The organism is Pseudomonas sp. GW823-FHT02F05 (assembly GCF_058797315.1).
Window position 1 is genome coordinate 351,934 of the sequence record NZ_JBXAJM010000001.1, and the last position, 14,609, is coordinate 366,542.

The 14,609-nt window shown below is 60.0% G+C and carries 16 protein-coding genes; 9 read left to right on the top strand and 7 right to left on the bottom strand.

Translation table 11 applies throughout. From position 1 onward, the window contains the following. Window positions 1-49 precede the first annotated feature (49 nt). Window positions 50-628, top strand: a complete 579-nt coding sequence (locus AC1RAC_RS01660) for a cysteine hydrolase family protein (RefSeq protein ID WP_492616061.1) — start codon at window positions 50-52, stop codon at window positions 626-628. A gap of 109 nt (window positions 629-737) precedes the next feature. On the opposite strand, the gene AC1RAC_RS01665 is transcribed toward AC1RAC_RS01660, so the two are convergent. Beyond that, complete coding sequence (locus AC1RAC_RS01665; protein ID WP_492616062.1) at window positions 738-1,187, bottom strand: NUDIX hydrolase; 450 nt, start codon at window positions 1,185-1,187, stop codon at window positions 738-740. A gap of 149 nt (window positions 1,188-1,336) precedes the next feature. Between AC1RAC_RS01665 and AC1RAC_RS01670 the strand changes: the two genes are divergently transcribed. Next, on the top strand, window positions 1,337-2,773 hold the full coding sequence (locus AC1RAC_RS01670) for a ComEC/Rec2 family competence protein (RefSeq protein WP_198716575.1): 1,437 nt from the start codon (window positions 1,337-1,339) through the stop codon (window positions 2,771-2,773). A gap of 7 nt (window positions 2,774-2,780) precedes the next feature. Here the strand turns inward: AC1RAC_RS01670 and AC1RAC_RS01675 are convergent, their stop codons facing one another. Next, window positions 2,781-3,554 carry a nucleotidyltransferase domain-containing protein gene (locus AC1RAC_RS01675; protein WP_492616063.1) on the bottom strand — a complete coding sequence of 258 codons (774 nt, stop codon included), beginning with the start codon at window positions 3,552-3,554 and terminating at the stop codon, window positions 2,781-2,783. Beyond that, window positions 3,551-4,030 carry a P-loop nucleotide/nucleoside kinase family protein gene (locus AC1RAC_RS01680; RefSeq protein WP_492616064.1) on the bottom strand — a complete coding sequence of 160 codons (480 nt, stop codon included), beginning with the start codon at window positions 4,028-4,030 and terminating at the stop codon, window positions 3,551-3,553. The genes AC1RAC_RS01675 and AC1RAC_RS01680 overlap by 4 nt, the downstream gene beginning before the upstream one ends. A 223-nt stretch (window positions 4,031-4,253) precedes the next feature. Here AC1RAC_RS01680 and AC1RAC_RS01685 point away from each other — a divergent pair, with 223 nt between their 5' ends. The 3 genes from AC1RAC_RS01685 to AC1RAC_RS01695 all read left to right on the top strand — a co-directional run bounded on the left by AC1RAC_RS01685 (window position 4,254) and on the right by AC1RAC_RS01695 (window position 6,380). Beyond that, entirely contained in the window at window positions 4,254-4,577 is a 324-nt protein-coding gene (locus AC1RAC_RS01685) for a hypothetical protein (RefSeq protein ID WP_492616065.1), read from the top strand. 88 nt (window positions 4,578-4,665) lie between these two features. Further along, a complete protein-coding gene (locus tag AC1RAC_RS01690; protein ID WP_057711788.1) occupies window positions 4,666-5,091 on the top strand; it encodes a DUF2231 domain-containing protein in 426 nt (141 codons plus the stop codon). Next, window positions 5,088-6,380, top strand: a complete 1,293-nt coding sequence (locus AC1RAC_RS01695; RefSeq protein ID WP_014718638.1) for a PQQ-dependent sugar dehydrogenase — start codon at window positions 5,088-5,090, stop codon at window positions 6,378-6,380. The genes AC1RAC_RS01690 and AC1RAC_RS01695 overlap by 4 nt, the downstream gene beginning before the upstream one ends. A 30-nt stretch (window positions 6,381-6,410) precedes the next feature. On the opposite strand, the gene AC1RAC_RS01700 is transcribed toward AC1RAC_RS01695, so the two are convergent. Continuing rightward, window positions 6,411-7,319, bottom strand: a complete 909-nt coding sequence (locus AC1RAC_RS01700) for a LysR substrate-binding domain-containing protein (protein ID WP_198791714.1) — start codon at window positions 7,317-7,319, stop codon at window positions 6,411-6,413. Between the two features lie 92 nt (window positions 7,320-7,411). Here AC1RAC_RS01700 and AC1RAC_RS01705 point away from each other — a divergent pair, with 92 nt between their 5' ends. Together AC1RAC_RS01705 and AC1RAC_RS01710 are read left to right on the top strand one after the other, a co-directional pair. After that, on the top strand, window positions 7,412-8,395 hold the full coding sequence (locus tag AC1RAC_RS01705; protein WP_054897351.1) for a DMT family transporter: 984 nt from the start codon (window positions 7,412-7,414) through the stop codon (window positions 8,393-8,395). Next, window positions 8,392-9,237 (top strand): alpha/beta fold hydrolase, encoded by an 846-nt coding sequence (locus AC1RAC_RS01710; protein ID WP_492616066.1) that lies wholly within the window; start codon window positions 8,392-8,394, stop codon window positions 9,235-9,237. Before AC1RAC_RS01705 ends, AC1RAC_RS01710 begins: the two co-directional genes overlap by 4 nt. Here AC1RAC_RS01710 and AC1RAC_RS01715 read toward each other — a convergent pair. Both AC1RAC_RS01715 and AC1RAC_RS01720 read right to left on the bottom strand, forming a co-directional pair. Continuing rightward, entirely contained in the window at window positions 9,224-10,627 is a 1,404-nt protein-coding gene (locus AC1RAC_RS01715) for an MFS transporter (RefSeq protein ID WP_492616067.1), read from the bottom strand. The two genes, AC1RAC_RS01710 and AC1RAC_RS01715, sit on opposite strands and share 14 nt — an antisense overlap. Before the next feature lie 143 nt (window positions 10,628-10,770). Continuing rightward, entirely contained in the window at window positions 10,771-11,301 is a 531-nt protein-coding gene (locus AC1RAC_RS01720; protein WP_054921363.1) for a GNAT family N-acetyltransferase, read from the bottom strand. A gap of 305 nt (window positions 11,302-11,606) precedes the next feature. Between AC1RAC_RS01720 and proP the strand changes: the two genes are divergently transcribed. After that, the gene (gene proP / locus AC1RAC_RS01725; protein ID WP_492616068.1) at window positions 11,607-13,109 is read left to right on the top strand and encodes a glycine betaine/L-proline transporter ProP; all 1,503 of its coding nucleotides are present in this window, start codon (window positions 11,607-11,609) and stop codon (window positions 13,107-13,109) included. 53 nt (window positions 13,110-13,162) lie between these two features. Then, complete coding sequence (locus AC1RAC_RS01730; protein ID WP_020302594.1) at window positions 13,163-13,669, top strand: GAF domain-containing protein; 507 nt, start codon at window positions 13,163-13,165, stop codon at window positions 13,667-13,669. On the opposite strand, the gene AC1RAC_RS01735 is transcribed toward AC1RAC_RS01730, so the two are convergent. Then, complete coding sequence (locus AC1RAC_RS01735) at window positions 13,644-14,567, bottom strand: AraC family transcriptional regulator (RefSeq protein ID WP_057975769.1); 924 nt, start codon at window positions 14,565-14,567, stop codon at window positions 13,644-13,646. The two genes, AC1RAC_RS01730 and AC1RAC_RS01735, sit on opposite strands and share 26 nt — an antisense overlap. Window positions 14,568-14,609 lie beyond the last annotated feature (42 nt).

Consider the following 14,609-nt stretch of genomic DNA (forward strand, 5'->3'; position numbering starts at 1 on the left):
GGAGCGCGTTGCTCCAGTTAGATAATGCTCACCACTGCCAGGACAGACCATGGAACCGATAGCGACGAACGCCGCACTGTTGATCATCGATATGCAAAAAGGCATGGCCGATCCCACACTAGGCCGCCGCAACAACCCAGACGCTGAGCAGCACATGCAGCAATTGCTCAATGCCTGGCGCCAGGCGCAACGCCCGATCATTCATGTGCGGCATATCTCCCGCTCTGGCGCTTCGGTGTTCCGGCCAGGCCAGCCCGGCTGTGAGTTCCAGGATGCGCTGCACCCTGTGGCCCATGAGCATGTGGTGGAAAAAAACGTACCGGATGCATTCAGCGCCACGGGCCTGGAGCGCTGGCTGCACCTGCGCTCGATCCAGCAGTTGGTGATCGTCGGGGTCATCACCAACAACTCAGTGGAATCCACCGCACGCTCGGGCGGCAACCTGGGGTTCGACGTGATCGTCGCAGCGGATGCGTGTTTTACCTTCGATCAAACCGACTTGTCGGGGCGCCTGTGGGTCGCAGAGGATGTGCATGCGTTGTCGCTCAGTAACTTGGCGATGGACTATGCAAGGGTGTTCAATACCGCGGAAATATTAGATCCATGTAACCCGCGATGCGCTTTTTGATGCAATGCTGCACCTGTGGCGAGGGAGCTTGCTCCCGTGACGGCCTTAAAGCCGCCGCGTGCCTAAATGTGGCCCCGATTCGTCTGCCCCCATCGTTCATGGAAAACGGCTAAAACACCCCGGCATCCTCCAGCATTTGCGGCAACGCCTGCGGCCATACCGTATCGCTCGTCGCGAGCAGCGCCTCTGCCGACCACCAATGATGATCCGCCATCACCTGGGTCTCCTCTACTGTCCATTCGGCCCTGGAAAGCGCGTCGCTGGATGCATGCACAACGAAGTACCGCTCTACTGCCAACACGGTTTCACCGCTGGGTAACATCAACGGGAAACTACGCTCTGCCACGGATTCCCCAACGCTGCTGACGGTGATACCAGTCTCTTCGCGCAACTCACGAATCGCAGCGCTGTGGAAGCTCTCCCCTGCCTCCACGCCACCGCCGGGCGTGGCCCAGTAATCCTGGCCGGCCAGGGCGCCGTTTTTATGCACGAAGCGAAACAGCAACACTTGCTGTGCAGGGTTGATGACCAGTAATCGTGCGGCTTTGCGTTCACGCATCTGATTGATTCCTTTCCTACCACTATGGAAGACCATTTTAACCGCACAAATCCCGGTGTTTTCGTCGTGCAGGCACTTCGCGCTAAAGGTTGCTGTAATATCCCCTCGCAAATCAATACAGCCAAGCCAGTAACAGGAGCGACAGTGCCATGAAGGACCATGATTCGATGAAACCCAGGCGTAAGACATTCAAGGCGCTTGTCGACATAGAACGCGACGGGGACGGGGACGGCTGGGTAACGTTGGATTGTTTCAGTACGGGACTATCACGTTCGCGCTTTTATGGCATAAAAAGAATCGGCGGTTTGCTTACCCTGCGTCTTTCTCTCTCTTACCTTTCGCAGCGTTTTCCAATCATTGAAAACTCGGAAAGCCAGTGGGTGCAACTCGGGGTAGCTTCCCATGCGAGCGAAAATTCGGTTGAAGCGTCAGTCGTGATGTTCGGGGATAACGCCGAGCCTGTCGTCCTGCACATTTACGACATCACTCCCCTCAAGTTGAGCAGAGACGAATATGACGCTTTCATGCTGGCGGACGCATCGCGCGCGCCTGAAACGCTCATCACCGGCATACTGGATGTCTCGTTGCAGGGCGCGGGCCAACTCTCGGTCGCTGCATATGATGTAGGTCAGGGTAACTGCAACGCGATCATTGATAAGTTTGAACATCCGCGCGTCTTTTTTGATTTGGGATGGGCGCCCAACTTTCATGCGCGGACGCGACCACCGCGTCAGCCAAATTTTTTCTCATGCGACTACGTTAGAGTTGCGCCCGTCGTTCTCTCTCATTGGGATATGGACCATTGGTCATACGCAATCGCCAGAAGCAAGTACAACCCTAAGAGCTTGACCACTCGGCACGAGTTTAACCGTAAGGCGCTGGCTCGCTTCTGGATTGCCCGCCCGCCCGAACGGCCAGAACACCAAGTTAGCCCACTAGCATTGAGTTTCTATGAAGCGCTGACAAAGACGCAGCTTATGCCCGGTATCTCGGCCATGCTTCTGTGGCCGGATAACTGCACACAGATACCGTTTTCCGAGGGCTGGCTCGAAGCGTGTGAGCCCACACGGCAGACTCCGGCTGACAGAAATAACACCGGAATCGCGCTGTTCGTCCAACCCAAGGGCCAAGGGCCGGCAATTCTCATGACAGGTGACGCCGACTTTCCGTCGATCCCCTCCCTCACAAGCAACCGGCAACTTGAGTTAGCCGGTATGGTGGCACCTCATCATGGGTCGAAGATAACGGTATCCGCTGTTCCCAATCCTAAGCCGGGCACCCCAATGAAGCTGGCTCTGTCCGTAGGCAAAGGAAATGAATACGGACACCCTGCCCAGGCATCGCTCGATGCGTATAAAGCTGCAGGATGGCATGGCACAGCGATGCTCACTCAAGACCGGCAGGTCTGCCAGGGTGACCACATCGACGAGCATGCTCATGGCAACATTCTGCTCAAGTTTTCGGTCGATGCAGAGGACCCAAAATGCGGTTGCTGTAGCGTACTTGGAGGTTGCTTGTGCATGACGCCAAGTACCGCCCCTCACATCCCACCGGTTGCCGGAGTGAAGCCCAGGCGCTTGCTTTAGGTCAAGATCATTGTGCCGCAACCAGCCAACTCAAAAATGCTCGTAATCGCGTGGTAAATTCCTCGCGCTCCGCACTCGGGTTGCGTGCCTCAAACAGGAAGTACGCGATTTGCACACGCATGTTCGGGTAATGCAGAGCAAACAGGCCGACGTACTCTTCCAGGGTTTGCGGCCAGATTTGCGCGTCTTCCGCTCGCAGGGTATGGGTAGCCCGAATCAATGCCCGCGCGGCTTCCCGCTGCAAGCGATAGCGCGTGTGTTCAGTGCTGGCCAGTTCGATACGCACCAGGTACGCCGTGAGCGCCTGTTCAAAATCGCCATTGACCGCCAAGGCGATGGCGCGGGACGGGCGAAACGGTTGAAAGTGCAGTGACAGGTCTTCGCCCCAGAGACAGCGGCAATGATGTTTGAGCCAGAAGCCCCAACTGTTTAGGTTTTCAGGCGCCAACACCTGGGCGCGGTGACCGATATCAAAGTCGATCTTGGTGACATGGGGATGCCGTTGCTCCAAAGCGAGTCGGGCCGACTCCAATTGTTCAAGCACAGGCGCATCCGGTGGTTCGATAAGTATCAGGGAAAGGTCAAGATCAGAAGTGCCGATCTCTCCTTCGCCCCGTGCGATGCTGCCATACAGGTAGATCCCGTGCAGCCCCAGCTCAGGCCGGGACAAGGTAGCGCAAACGTCCGCCAGCAGGGGCTGGAACTCCGGTTGTATAGGCCCATCAGCGACGGTGAGGATATAGCCGTCGCCATCGATGCCAGCAGGTTTTTGGGTAGTCACGGGCGATGCACCTCAATCACCAACCCTTCCTCTTCACTCGGCACACTGAAATGGCGAGTGATCAGGTCAAACTCGGCATCGGTGGCGGCAAAATCATGTTCACCTCGGGCATTGCGCGCATGCAGGCGCGCACGACAGGTGGCATCGTCCAGCGCCAGGTAATGCAGGCAGTGCGGCACCTTGGCTGCCTGGGCCAGGCCGAGTAACCATTGACGACTGGCGAGGGTATTGCCCGGAAAATCCAGCACCACATTGACGCCGCACGCCAACAGATCGATCACCAGCGGCTCAAGTACTCCACGAACCTGCTGGGCACAGCGCAGGTAGTCGGCAATGCTCTGGATCTGACCAGGGTAGAGACTGGCCAGCCACTGGTCTTCGCTGAGCACAATGGCTGCGTGCTCGGTGGCGAGGGTCTTGGCGAGTGTGGACTTGCCGGAGGCGATCTTGCCGCATAACAGGTGCAGGGTTGGCATAAAACGATTCCTTGGAGGAGCCCAACAGGATGAGTCATGCAGGCATTATCGTAAACACATCCAGTTGAATCCTCGTTCCCGAGCGAGGTCACCTATCAGGAGACGACAACGCAATTGGAGGTGGTGATGAACCTTGCAATGACACTCTTCAGTCTGTTTGCCGGTTGGATGGCGATTGTGATTTCGATGCTATGGGGTGTGCTGCGAGTGCTGCGCTGGCACCATGCTTAGCACCCCGGACGGTCGCTACTTTGTGGTCAAGGGGCAGTTGTGGCGCTGTACCAATCCGGCGCTGGATGAAGCGACGCGCCAATACTGGGTCAATCAATTGATGGATGCACGCCGGGCGGTCAAGTCAGCCAAGGGCAGCGCCGCCCCCGAAGCCTTGAACGCCGCCCGGCAACGGGTGCAGCGTGCCAAGGTGGCATTGGGCGAGCGTGGCCCTGTGTGGTGGGGCGATGGCAGCCCGGATTACAACCGCCGCCAGGTCAAAAATACGCCCTATTGGGCATGGTTCGAGAAACACCTCGACACGCCATCCCAGTGAACTTTCTTACAAGTGCCATGCTCCTTTCCTATGCGAAGTCAGCGCGCCCTGAGCCCAGGGTGCAGAACGATAAGGAGCCGCCACCAACATGACTACCCTCCCCACTTACCCCGTCGTCAGGCCTGGGCCGTTGCACGGGACTTTGCTTGCCGGCACCGTGCCGTTGTTTCTCGGGGCCTTGCTCAGTGATATCGCCTACGGCCAGACCTACCAGATCCAATGGGCCAATTTTGCCTCCTGGCTTATCGCAGGAGCCTTGGTGTTCTGTGGTTTTGCCCTGCTGTTTGCGCTGGTCAACCTGGTGCGTGCCGAACACAAGGGCGGGCGCCCGGTGGCGTACTTCCTGCTGTTGCTGGGCACTTGGGTGCTGGGGCTGGTGAACGCCTTTCAACATGCCAAGGATGCCTACGCCATGATGCCTGCTGGCTTGGTGCTGTCGGCGATCGTCACCGTGCTGGCGATTGTCGCCACCTGGATCGGCTTGACCAACCTGCGCTCAGGAGCTGCCCGATGAAACCACTCAACACACTGACCCTGCTCAGCGCCGCCCTGTTGCTGAGTGCCTGTGGCGGCGAAGGTGACAAGACCCAGGCGCGCGGCCCTGACCCCAAGCTGCCCGAACAACAAAGCAGCCTGCTGCCGAGCATGAAGATTGCTGAGCCCACGCCGTGGGGCGATCAAAAGCCCAAGGTGCCCGAAGGCTACAGCGTCACCGCCATCGCCACCGACCTTGCGATCCCGCGCCAGACCCTGGTGCTGCCCAACGGCGATATCCTGGTGGCCGAAGGCCGTGGCGGCAGTGCGGCCAAACTCAAGCCCAAGGACGTGATCGCCAGTGTGATCAAGGCCCAGGGCAACACCAAGGTCAAGGGCGGCAACCGCATTACGCTGCTGCGTGACGCCGACGGTGACGGCACCTATGAACTCAAGACGGTATTCGCCGACAACCTCAACGCTCCCTACGGGCTGGCATTCGCCGACGGCAAACTGTACGTGGCCAACCAGGACGCACTGGTGCGCTTTGACTACGCCGACGGCCAAACCAAGGCCAGCGCCCCGCCCGTCAAAGTCACCGACCTGCCGGCGCAGATCAACCATCACTGGACCAAGTCATTGGCCGTCAGTGACGACGGGCGTCAGCTGTACGTGGGCATCGGTTCCAACAGCAACATCACCGAACGCGGCATGGAAGTGGAGATCGACCGCGCAATGGTCTGGCAGATCGATGCCGCCACCGGCGCGCATAAGCCCTACGCTACGGGCCTGCGCAATCCGACGGCGCTGACCATCCAACCGGGCTCAGGGCAACTGTGGACCGTGGTCAACGAGCGCGATGAACTCGGCCCCGACCTGGTGCCAGACTACCTGACGTCGGTGCGTGAAGGTGCCTTCTACGGCTGGCCCTACAGCTACTGGGGCCAGAACGTCGACCCCCGCGCACAACCGCAGAACCCGGCCAAGGTGGCTGCGGCGATCAAACCCGATTACAGCCTGGGCTCCCATGTGGCCGCGCTGGGCGTGGATTTTTCCATCCCCGCCATGGGTGAAAAATTCGCTGACGGCGCGTTTGTCGGCGAGCACGGCAGTTGGAACCGTGACAACCCAGTGGGCTACAAGGTGATCTTCGTGCCGTTCAGCAACGGCAAACCGGCGGGCGAGCCCATCGACTTTGCCACCGGCTTTCGCGGCGACGATGGCAAGACCCGTGGGCGTCCAGTGGGGGTGACGGTAGACCCCAAAGGCGCGCTGATCATTGCAGACGACCTGGCCAATACGATTTGGCGCGTCACGCGTAACCAATAACCGCAGATGACAGGGGCAGCGACGCCCCTGTCAGCCGTCACTTTGCAATTGTGCGTCAAGCCAGGCCAACAACGCCGTGACCTCCTCCCGACTGCCCGCCCCTTGCTGCCTGTAGACCGAAATAGCCTCGGGCAAAAACACGCTTTCTGCGCAGGGCCGCACCAGCGCCCCACTCTCAATCAGCCGGCTTGCGGTACGACGCCAACCCATGGCGATACCGTGCCCTTCCACGGCGGCTTGCAACATCAGCGGGTAACTGTCGAAGGTGGCACTGCGTGCATCCCTGGCCAGCGTGTGGCCGAACATCTGCAGCCACTCATCCCATTCCATCAAGTGCGGAGGCTCGGAGCTGTGGTGCAGAAAGGTGCAGGGCTTTAATTCAGCCAGTGATAACGGTTGTTCCGGGCAGAGGTAGCTGGGGCTGCACACCGGGAACACCTCGTCGGAGGCGGTGAACATCAGCGTATGGCTGCCACTGGCGCGCCGGGTACTTTGCAGGGCCACATCGAAATGCCCGTCGAACTGGGTGATCGGCCGCGTGCAGGTCACCACCTGGATCTCGATCTGCGGGTATTGCTGGTGGAAGGTCGCCAGGCGCGGCATCAACCAATAGAACGCCTCGCATAGCTGGCATAGCAGTACCACGCGATTTCGCTGGGGCGATGTTCTCAGGCTGACCGCGCCCTCGCTGATGCTGTGCAAGGCCAGGCTGACCACCCGCCCCAGCTCACGCCCTTCTTGCGTCAGGAACACCCCACGGTTGCGCCGACAAAACAGCTTGACCCCCAGGTTGTCCTCCAGCCCGCGGATCTGCCGACTGACCGCTGCCTGGGTGAGGTGCAATTCATCGGCCGCCTTGGAGAAACTCTCCAGGCGCGCCGCCGCTTCAAACGGCAGGAGGCTGGCCAGAGGCGGTAAGGTTTTGCCAAGTGCATTCATAATCTGTGGTTATGCATCCAAGGCTGAAAACTCGTTTGTAGCACAGCCGCAGCGCTGGGCACCATGAATCCCTCACTTCATGGATCAGCCTCATGACCAGCGCCCGCACCTCACTCTTTACCGGTGTGATATTTGCCGTTGTCGCCACCCTTGGCTGGGCGCTGAACTTCATTGCGCCCTACGTCACCGGCGTCTACAGCCTCTACGACTTGATGGCCGTACGGTTTCTGATGGCCGGTGGGCTGGGTCTCGTCTGGATCATGGTGTGCAGGGCGCAATTGAGTGTACTCAGCACCGGCCAGTGCGTACTGGCGGCAGCACTGGGCGCACTGGGTTGCCTCGGTTATGGCGTGTGCATTGCTGCCGGCGTGATGTTCGGCGGCCCGGTGCTGACGCCAGCGTTTGTCGGCATGGTCCCGGTGCTACTGGCGTTGATAGGCAACGCCAGTCACAAGACCCTGCAATGGCGCCAGTTGGTGATGCCGTTGTCCTGCCTCACCATGGGGCTGTTGCTGGCCACGGTCAGCAGCCTCCAACTGCCCGCCTCCGGCACCGGTTCCTGGCTGGCGGCTTTGTGCTTCTCCCTGGGCGCAGTGGCCTTGTGGCTGGGGTTCAGCGTCATCAATCAACAGCAACTGGCGCGCCTGCCAGCCAGCGCAACCGGTCTGTGGACTGCCCTGATGCTGGTAGGCGCAGGCGGCGCGGCGCTGTGCCTGCTGCCATGGCTATACGCGCTGGGCTTGTTCCGGTTGCCGACCCTTGGCGCGGCTTGGAGCCAGGCATGGCCGCTGTATGCCTGGAGCCTGGGCATCGCGGTGATGTCCACGGCGGTCGGCGCCTGGGCCTGGAATGCGGCAACGCGGCGCCTGCCCATGGTACTGAGCGGTCAGTTGATTGCCCTGGAATCACTCTTCGCCAGCCTGCTCGGTCTAGGCTTTCACCGGCGCTGGCCGACGCCAATGGAAGCCGTGGGCCTGGCTGCCGTGCTCGTCGGCGTGGTCATGGCGGTTCGTATCCTCCTGGCGCAGGCAAAACCCGCCACAACCCATCAGACCTTAGGGGAGACTCAACCATGACCCATTCAAACGACGCACTGGCACTGCCCCACACCTTTGACTTCCACAATCAAACCGTGCGCTGGGGCCAGCTGGGTACCCAGGGGCCGGCGCTGGTGATGGTGCATGGCACGCCGTTCTCCTCCCATGTGTGGCGGCGTATCGCGCCCTTGTTTGCCCAGCAGTACCGCGTGTTCTATTACGACCTGCTTGGCTATGGCCAGTCTGAACAGGCGCCGGGCCAGGACGTGTCCCTGGGCGTGCAAAACCTGTTGCTCGCCGCCCTGCTGCACCATTGGGGCCTGGAACGCCCCCATGTGCTGGCCCATGATTTTGGCGGTGCCACGGCACTGCGCTCGCATCTGCTCGATGGCTGCGACTATGCCAGCCTGACTTTGATCGACCCCGTCGCCATGGCGCCCTGGGGTTCGCCACTGGTGCAGCATGTGCGCCGCCATGAACAGGCCTTCAGCGACGCGCCGGTCTATATCCATGAGGCGATTGTGCGTGCCTATCTACAGGGCGCCGCCTTCACGCCGCTACCTGCCGAGGTGCTGCTCGCCTACGTCACGCCCTGGACAGGCGAGATTGGCCAGCCCGCCTTCTATCGCCAGATTGCGCAAATGGACCAGCGCTATACCGACCAGATTGAAGACCGGCTCACCGGGCTGCGTTGCCCGGTGCAATTGCTCTGGGGAGAGGAGGACCAATGGATCAACGTGGCACAGGGCGACGCGCTCGCAGATAGATTAGGTGCACGCTACCTGCGCGTCCCGTGTGCGGGGCATCTGGTGCAAGAGGACGCGCCCGAGGTCATCGTCGCTGCCTTGATGACCTTTCTAGGTGGCGTTACAGGTCAGTGATTTCCTTGTGGCGCGGCACCAGCGCCTTCATCACGCTCCAGGCCACCAGGTAAGCCAGGGCGCAGATGGCAAACATGATCATGTAGCCGGTATGGATGTCGTTGATGGACTTGTAATAGTCGAACACCCAGCCACCGATCTTGGTCATGAGCACGCCACCCAGGCCACCGGCCATGCCGCCAATGCCGACCACCGAGGCCACGGTTTTCTGCGGGAACATATCGGATACGGTGGTGAAAATGTTGCATGACCACGCCTGGTGTGCCGAAGCGCCCACACCGATCAGCAGCACCGGCACCCAGAAGCTGAGGTAACCCAACGGCTGCGCCAGCAACACCACCAGCGGGAACAGCGCAATCACCAGCATGGCTTTCATGCGCCCGTCATAGGGGGCATCGCCGCGCGCCATGAAGTAGCTGGGGAACCAGCCGCCGCCAATACTGCCGACCATGGTCATGCTGTACAGCACCGCCAGCGGCATCACGATATCGGCGCCTTTCATGCCGTATTGGGCAGACAGGTAGGTGGGCAACCAGAACAGGAAAAACCACCACACGCCGTCGGTCATGAACTTGCCGAAGGCAAACGCCCAGGTCTGGCGGTAGGTCAATAGTTTGAACCAGGAGACTTTCTTCCCTGCGGTGCCCGTCGGTGCCGGGGTAAATGGTTGTACGGTCTGGTCGCTACGGATGTAGGCCAGTTCCTCAGGTGACAGGCGTTTTTGCTGTTCCGGTTTTTCATACACGGCGGCCCACACGGCAACCCAGACAAAACCCAGCATACCGATGACCATAAACGCCGCCTCCCAGCCCCACATGCCAGCAATCAAGGGGACACAGATGGGCGCCAGAATCGCGCCGACGTTGGCGCCGGAATTGAAGATGCCGGTGGCCAGGGAGCGTTCTTTCTTGGGGAAATATTCGGCAGTGGCCTTGATCGCGATCGGGAAGTTACCCGCTTCGCCAATCGCCAACACAGCCCTTGAGAGCATGAAACCGGCAATGGACACCGGGATCACCGCCAGGCCAATGGCACCACTGACCGCCGCGATGCCCTCGCCCATCGGCACCGAAAACGCATGCATGATCGCGCCAGTGGACCAGATGCCAATGGCTACCACATAGGCGGCCTTGGTGCCGATCCTGTCGACGAAGCGCCCGGCAAACAGCATGGAAATGGCGTAGACAAACTGGAACACCGCCGCGATGTTGGCGTAATCGGTGTTGCTCCAGCCAAACTGCGTTGACAGTTGCGGTGCCAAGAGGCTGAGCACCTGGCGGTCGAGGTAATTGACCGTGGTCGCGAAAAACAACATCGCGCAGATCGTCCAGCGATAGCTGCCGACCGCCTGGCCGACACGAAGGGCACTGATGGGCTCGTTCAGATTCATGGCATCACTTTTTATTTTTGTTAGGTAGGACATATGTAACGTCATATGTCGTCGTACAACTTCGAGTTTTATAGCGAGACGCCCTCGCAGTGTCAATCGCAAAGATTGCCGCTTATCCAGGATTTACGTGAATTCGAAAAATGTCAGTGCTGTGCAGTTGTAGGACGACAAACCCTGAGCACTAGGCTGGGCGCTTGACCGGGGACATCATCCAGCAGGCCAAAGCGTTGCATGCCGAGCTTCTCCAATACGCGGATCGACGCAGCATGATCGGGCCGCACTAACCCGAAGACTTCCGGTAGCGATAGCGTGTCGAACGCGAGCGCCAGGGCGTCACGACCCAGCTCAGTGGCATACCCCTGCCCCCAGGCCTCCACGGCCAGACGATAGCCAAGGTTGATGCGCCGCTGCGTCAGGTAATTAAGGGGCGCGATGCCGCCAAACCCGATGATGTGGTCGGGGGTCTCTTTGCGGGCAATCGCCCACCAGCCGTAGCCCTGGGAAGCCCATTGCTCCAGCCAGTGATCCAAGAGCCGTTGTGCCGCCCCCAGGTTGGGCAGCGGGCCGGCAGGATTGAACAGGTTGGTCTGTGGATCGCCGAAGATCGCGAACAATCGCTGAACGTCTGCGGGTCGTGGTTGGCGGTAGGTAAGGCGTGAATGACTGCTTGGCATTTAAATGACTTCCCTGTTTTGCCTGACTGACAATGCCTCCCCTTGTGGGAGCGGGCTTGCCCGCGAAAGCGGAGTGCCAGTCACTGAATCTTTAACTGAACCACCGCTTTCGCAGGCAAGCCAGCTCCCACATTTGATCTGTTTTGCCGGTAGCTATGCATCGGCCTTCAGAACCAGGCATTTTTACCCATGCGAGAAAAAATACACAAAGCGGTGAATTATTTCGTGTCCACTTGTATCTGAACTGACAGAGCGGTGCCATCGTAGCGATGGCACCTCCCCTGTTCAGCTTTTGAGTGGCCCGCATGAAACTACGTAAAAAACGCGTCAAACCCATCGGATTGAAAGACATCACCATTGTCGACGACAACAAGATGCGCAAGGCGATCACCGCCGCCGCACTTGGCAATGCCATGGAATGGTTCGACTTTGGCGTCTATGGCTTTGTCGCCTATGTGCTGGGCAGGGTGTTCTTCCCCGACGCTTCCCCCAGCGTGCAGATGATCGCAGCACTGGCCACCTTCTCCGTACCTTTCCTGATTCGCCCGTTGGGCGGCCTGTTCTTCGGCGCACTGGGCGATAAGTACGGGCGGCAAAAAGTCCTGGCCGCCACCATCGTGATCATGTCCCTGAGCACGTTCGCCATCGGCTTGATCCCCGGCTATGCCTCCATTGGCATCTGGGCGCCGATCCTGTTGCTGCTGTGCAAAATGGCCCAGGGTTTCTCGGTGGGCGGTGAGTACACCGGCGCGTCGATTTTCGTGGCTGAATACGCCCCGGATCGCAAGCGCGGCTTCCTTGGCAGTTGGCTGGACTTCGGCTCCATCGCCGGTTTCGTGCTCGGCGCGGGTGTGGTGGTGTTGATCTCCACCGTGCTCGGTGAAGCCGAATTCGAGGCCTGGGGCTGGCGCCTGCCGTTCTTCCTCGCCCTGCCCCTGGGCATCATCGGCCTGTACCTGCGCCACGCGCTGGAAGAAACCCCGGCGTTTCAACAGCATGTCGACAAACTCGAACAGGGTGACCGCGAAGGCCTGAGCCACGGCCCTAAAGTCTCGTTCAAGGAAATCGCCACCAAGCACTGGCGCAGCCTGCTGACCTGCATCGGTATCGTCGCGGCCACCAACGTGACCTACTACATGCTGCTCACCTACATGCCGAGCTACCTGTCCCACAACCTGCACTATGCCGAAAACAGCGGCGTGCTGATCATCATCGCGATTATGGTCGGTATGTTGTTCGTGCAGCCGTTCATTGGTTTCGTCAGCGACAAGATCGGCCGCAAGCCCTTCATCATCGCCGGCAGCATTGGCCTGCTGTTCCTGTCGATCCCGGCCTTCATGCTGATCACCAGTGGCAAGACCGGCCTGATTTTCGGCGGCCTGTTGATTCTGGCGGTGGTGCTGAACTTCTTTATCGGCGTGATGGCGTCGACCTTGCCAGCAATGTTCCCCACCCATCTGCGCTACAGCGCCCTGGCCAGTGCGTTCAACGTCTCGGTACTGATCGCCGGTGTTACGCCGACCGCCGTGGCCTGGCTGGTGGAGAGCACCAACGACCTGTACATGCCCGCCTATTACCTGATGGTGTTTGCAGTGGTTGGACTGATCACGGGCCTGACCATGAAGGAAACCGCCAACAAGCCCCTGCGTGGCGCGGCCCCGGCGGCTTCCGACATGGAAGAAGCCAAGGAGCTGCTGCAGGAGCATCACGACAATATCGAGCAGAAAATCGAAGACATCGATGCCGAGATTGCCGCGCTGCAAACCAAGCGGGAAAACCTGGTACAGCAACACCCGCGCATCAACTAATAACCTGACTGTGCGTGGTCGCGGCCTGCGACCACGCCATTGGAGCGTTCAGCATGGTTTCAAGCGTCACCGCCGCACACAGGTTACTCAGCGCAGACGAGCGCGCCGCCATTGCCGAAATTGAAGCAACCACCAACATCCTCAAGCTGGTCACTCGTCTGACCGGGATGAGATTCGCCGGCATCGCCAAGTTCACCGACCAGGAATGGGTGGTGTGTTCGGCCTACGACCCGCTGCAAATGGGCATCAACGTCGACGACGTACTCGACCTTGAAACCACCCTGTGCAGTGAGTTCTGCATCAACCCACACACCCTGTTCATCCCCCAGATCAGCCAGAACGGCCGTTTCGCGTCACGCCCGGTGGTCAAGCAATACGCCATCGAAAGCTACGCCGGCGCGCCGATCTTCCTGCCCGATGGCCGCCTGTTCGGGGCGCTGTGTGCGCTGGACTCACGGGCCATGCTGTTCGACGACCCGAACCTGCCGGAAACCCTGAGCCTGTTCGCACGGCTGATTGGCTGCATCTTCTACGCTAATCTGACCCCGGCGGATCACTGACACCTGCCCTGCCCCGCAGTGTCGCCATATCACGCTTGGGCGGCACCCCGAACAGCCGGCTGTACTCACGGCTGAATTGCGACGGGCTCTCATACCCGACTTTGAACGCGGCACTGGAGACATCCTGGTGCTCGTTCAACATCAATCGTCGTGCTTCATTCAGACGCAGCCATTTCTGGTATTGCAGCGGGCTCATCGCGGTCAGTTGCCGGAAGTGATGGTGAAAGGTCGCCGCGCTCATTTGCACCCGCGCTGCCAGCTCTTCCACACGCAGGGCTGCGTCGAAATTCAACTTCAGCCAGTCGATCGCCTTGGCAATTCGATAGCCCTGTCCGTCCACCGAGCAGATCTGGCGCAGTCGGCCGGCCTGGTCGCTTTTCAATAGCCGGTAATGAATCTCGCGCTGGATCAATGGCGCGAGTACCGGAATAGCCTCGGGTTCATCCAGCAACGCCACCAGGCGCGCGAATGCGGCCAGCATGCCGTCGGTGACCGTGCCGATCCCCACGCCCTTCATGACCGCACGCTCACGCACCGGTGGCAAGCCACCCTGGGCGATCAGCTCCGCGAGCATGCGCAGGTCCAGCTTGAACGTCAGCCCCAGGCACGGTTGCTCAGGGCTGGCCGCCAGCACCTCGGAATTGGCCGGAATGTCCAGCGACGTCACCAGGAACCGGGAAGTGTCGTAGGGGTAGCCCTCGCCACCGACCCACAACTGCTTCTCGCCCTGGGCCACCAGCACGATGCACGGCTCAACCATGCACACCACCGGCGCAGCGGGTTGCTCACGCCGATAAAAGCCCAGGCCGGGGATCGGCATGGCGTAGTCGCCGGGCGACGGCGTGCGCGAACCAATCGACTGGATCAGCGCGTTCAATGGGGTGGGAGTGGATGTCATGACAGCCCCTTTCAATGCTTCATTGCACTTTACCCGCGCAAG

Coding starts and splice junctions, on each gene's coding strand:
- AC1RAC_RS01700 (WP_198791714.1), bottom strand. CDS start 7,319: ATGAATGCACTTGGCAAAACCTTACCGCCTCTGGCCAGCCTCCTGCCG.
- AC1RAC_RS01685 (WP_492616065.1), top strand. CDS start 4,254: ATGCTTAGCACCCCGGACGGTCGCTACTTTGTGGTCAAGGGGCAGTTG.
- AC1RAC_RS01660 (WP_492616061.1), top strand. CDS start 50: ATGGAACCGATAGCGACGAACGCCGCACTGTTGATCATCGATATGCAA.
- AC1RAC_RS01705 (WP_054897351.1), top strand. CDS start 7,412: ATGACCAGCGCCCGCACCTCACTCTTTACCGGTGTGATATTTGCCGTT.
- AC1RAC_RS01665 (WP_492616062.1), bottom strand. CDS start 1,187: ATGCGTGAACGCAAAGCCGCACGATTACTGGTCATCAACCCTGCACAG.
- AC1RAC_RS01695 (WP_014718638.1), top strand. CDS start 5,088: ATGAAACCACTCAACACACTGACCCTGCTCAGCGCCGCCCTGTTGCTG.
- AC1RAC_RS01680 (WP_492616064.1), bottom strand. CDS start 4,030: ATGCCAACCCTGCACCTGTTATGCGGCAAGATCGCCTCCGGCAAGTCC.
- AC1RAC_RS01710 (WP_492616066.1), top strand. CDS start 8,392: ATGACCCATTCAAACGACGCACTGGCACTGCCCCACACCTTTGACTTC.
- AC1RAC_RS01735 (WP_057975769.1), bottom strand. CDS start 14,567: ATGACATCCACTCCCACCCCATTGAACGCGCTGATCCAGTCGATTGGT.
- proP (WP_492616068.1), top strand. CDS start 11,607: ATGAAACTACGTAAAAAACGCGTCAAACCCATCGGATTGAAAGACATC.
- AC1RAC_RS01730 (WP_020302594.1), top strand. CDS start 13,163: ATGGTTTCAAGCGTCACCGCCGCACACAGGTTACTCAGCGCAGACGAG.
- AC1RAC_RS01670 (WP_198716575.1), top strand. CDS start 1,337: ATGAAGGACCATGATTCGATGAAACCCAGGCGTAAGACATTCAAGGCG.
- AC1RAC_RS01690 (WP_057711788.1), top strand. CDS start 4,666: ATGACTACCCTCCCCACTTACCCCGTCGTCAGGCCTGGGCCGTTGCAC.
- AC1RAC_RS01715 (WP_492616067.1), bottom strand. CDS start 10,627: ATGAATCTGAACGAGCCCATCAGTGCCCTTCGTGTCGGCCAGGCGGTC.
- AC1RAC_RS01720 (WP_054921363.1), bottom strand. CDS start 11,301: ATGCCAAGCAGTCATTCACGCCTTACCTACCGCCAACCACGACCCGCA.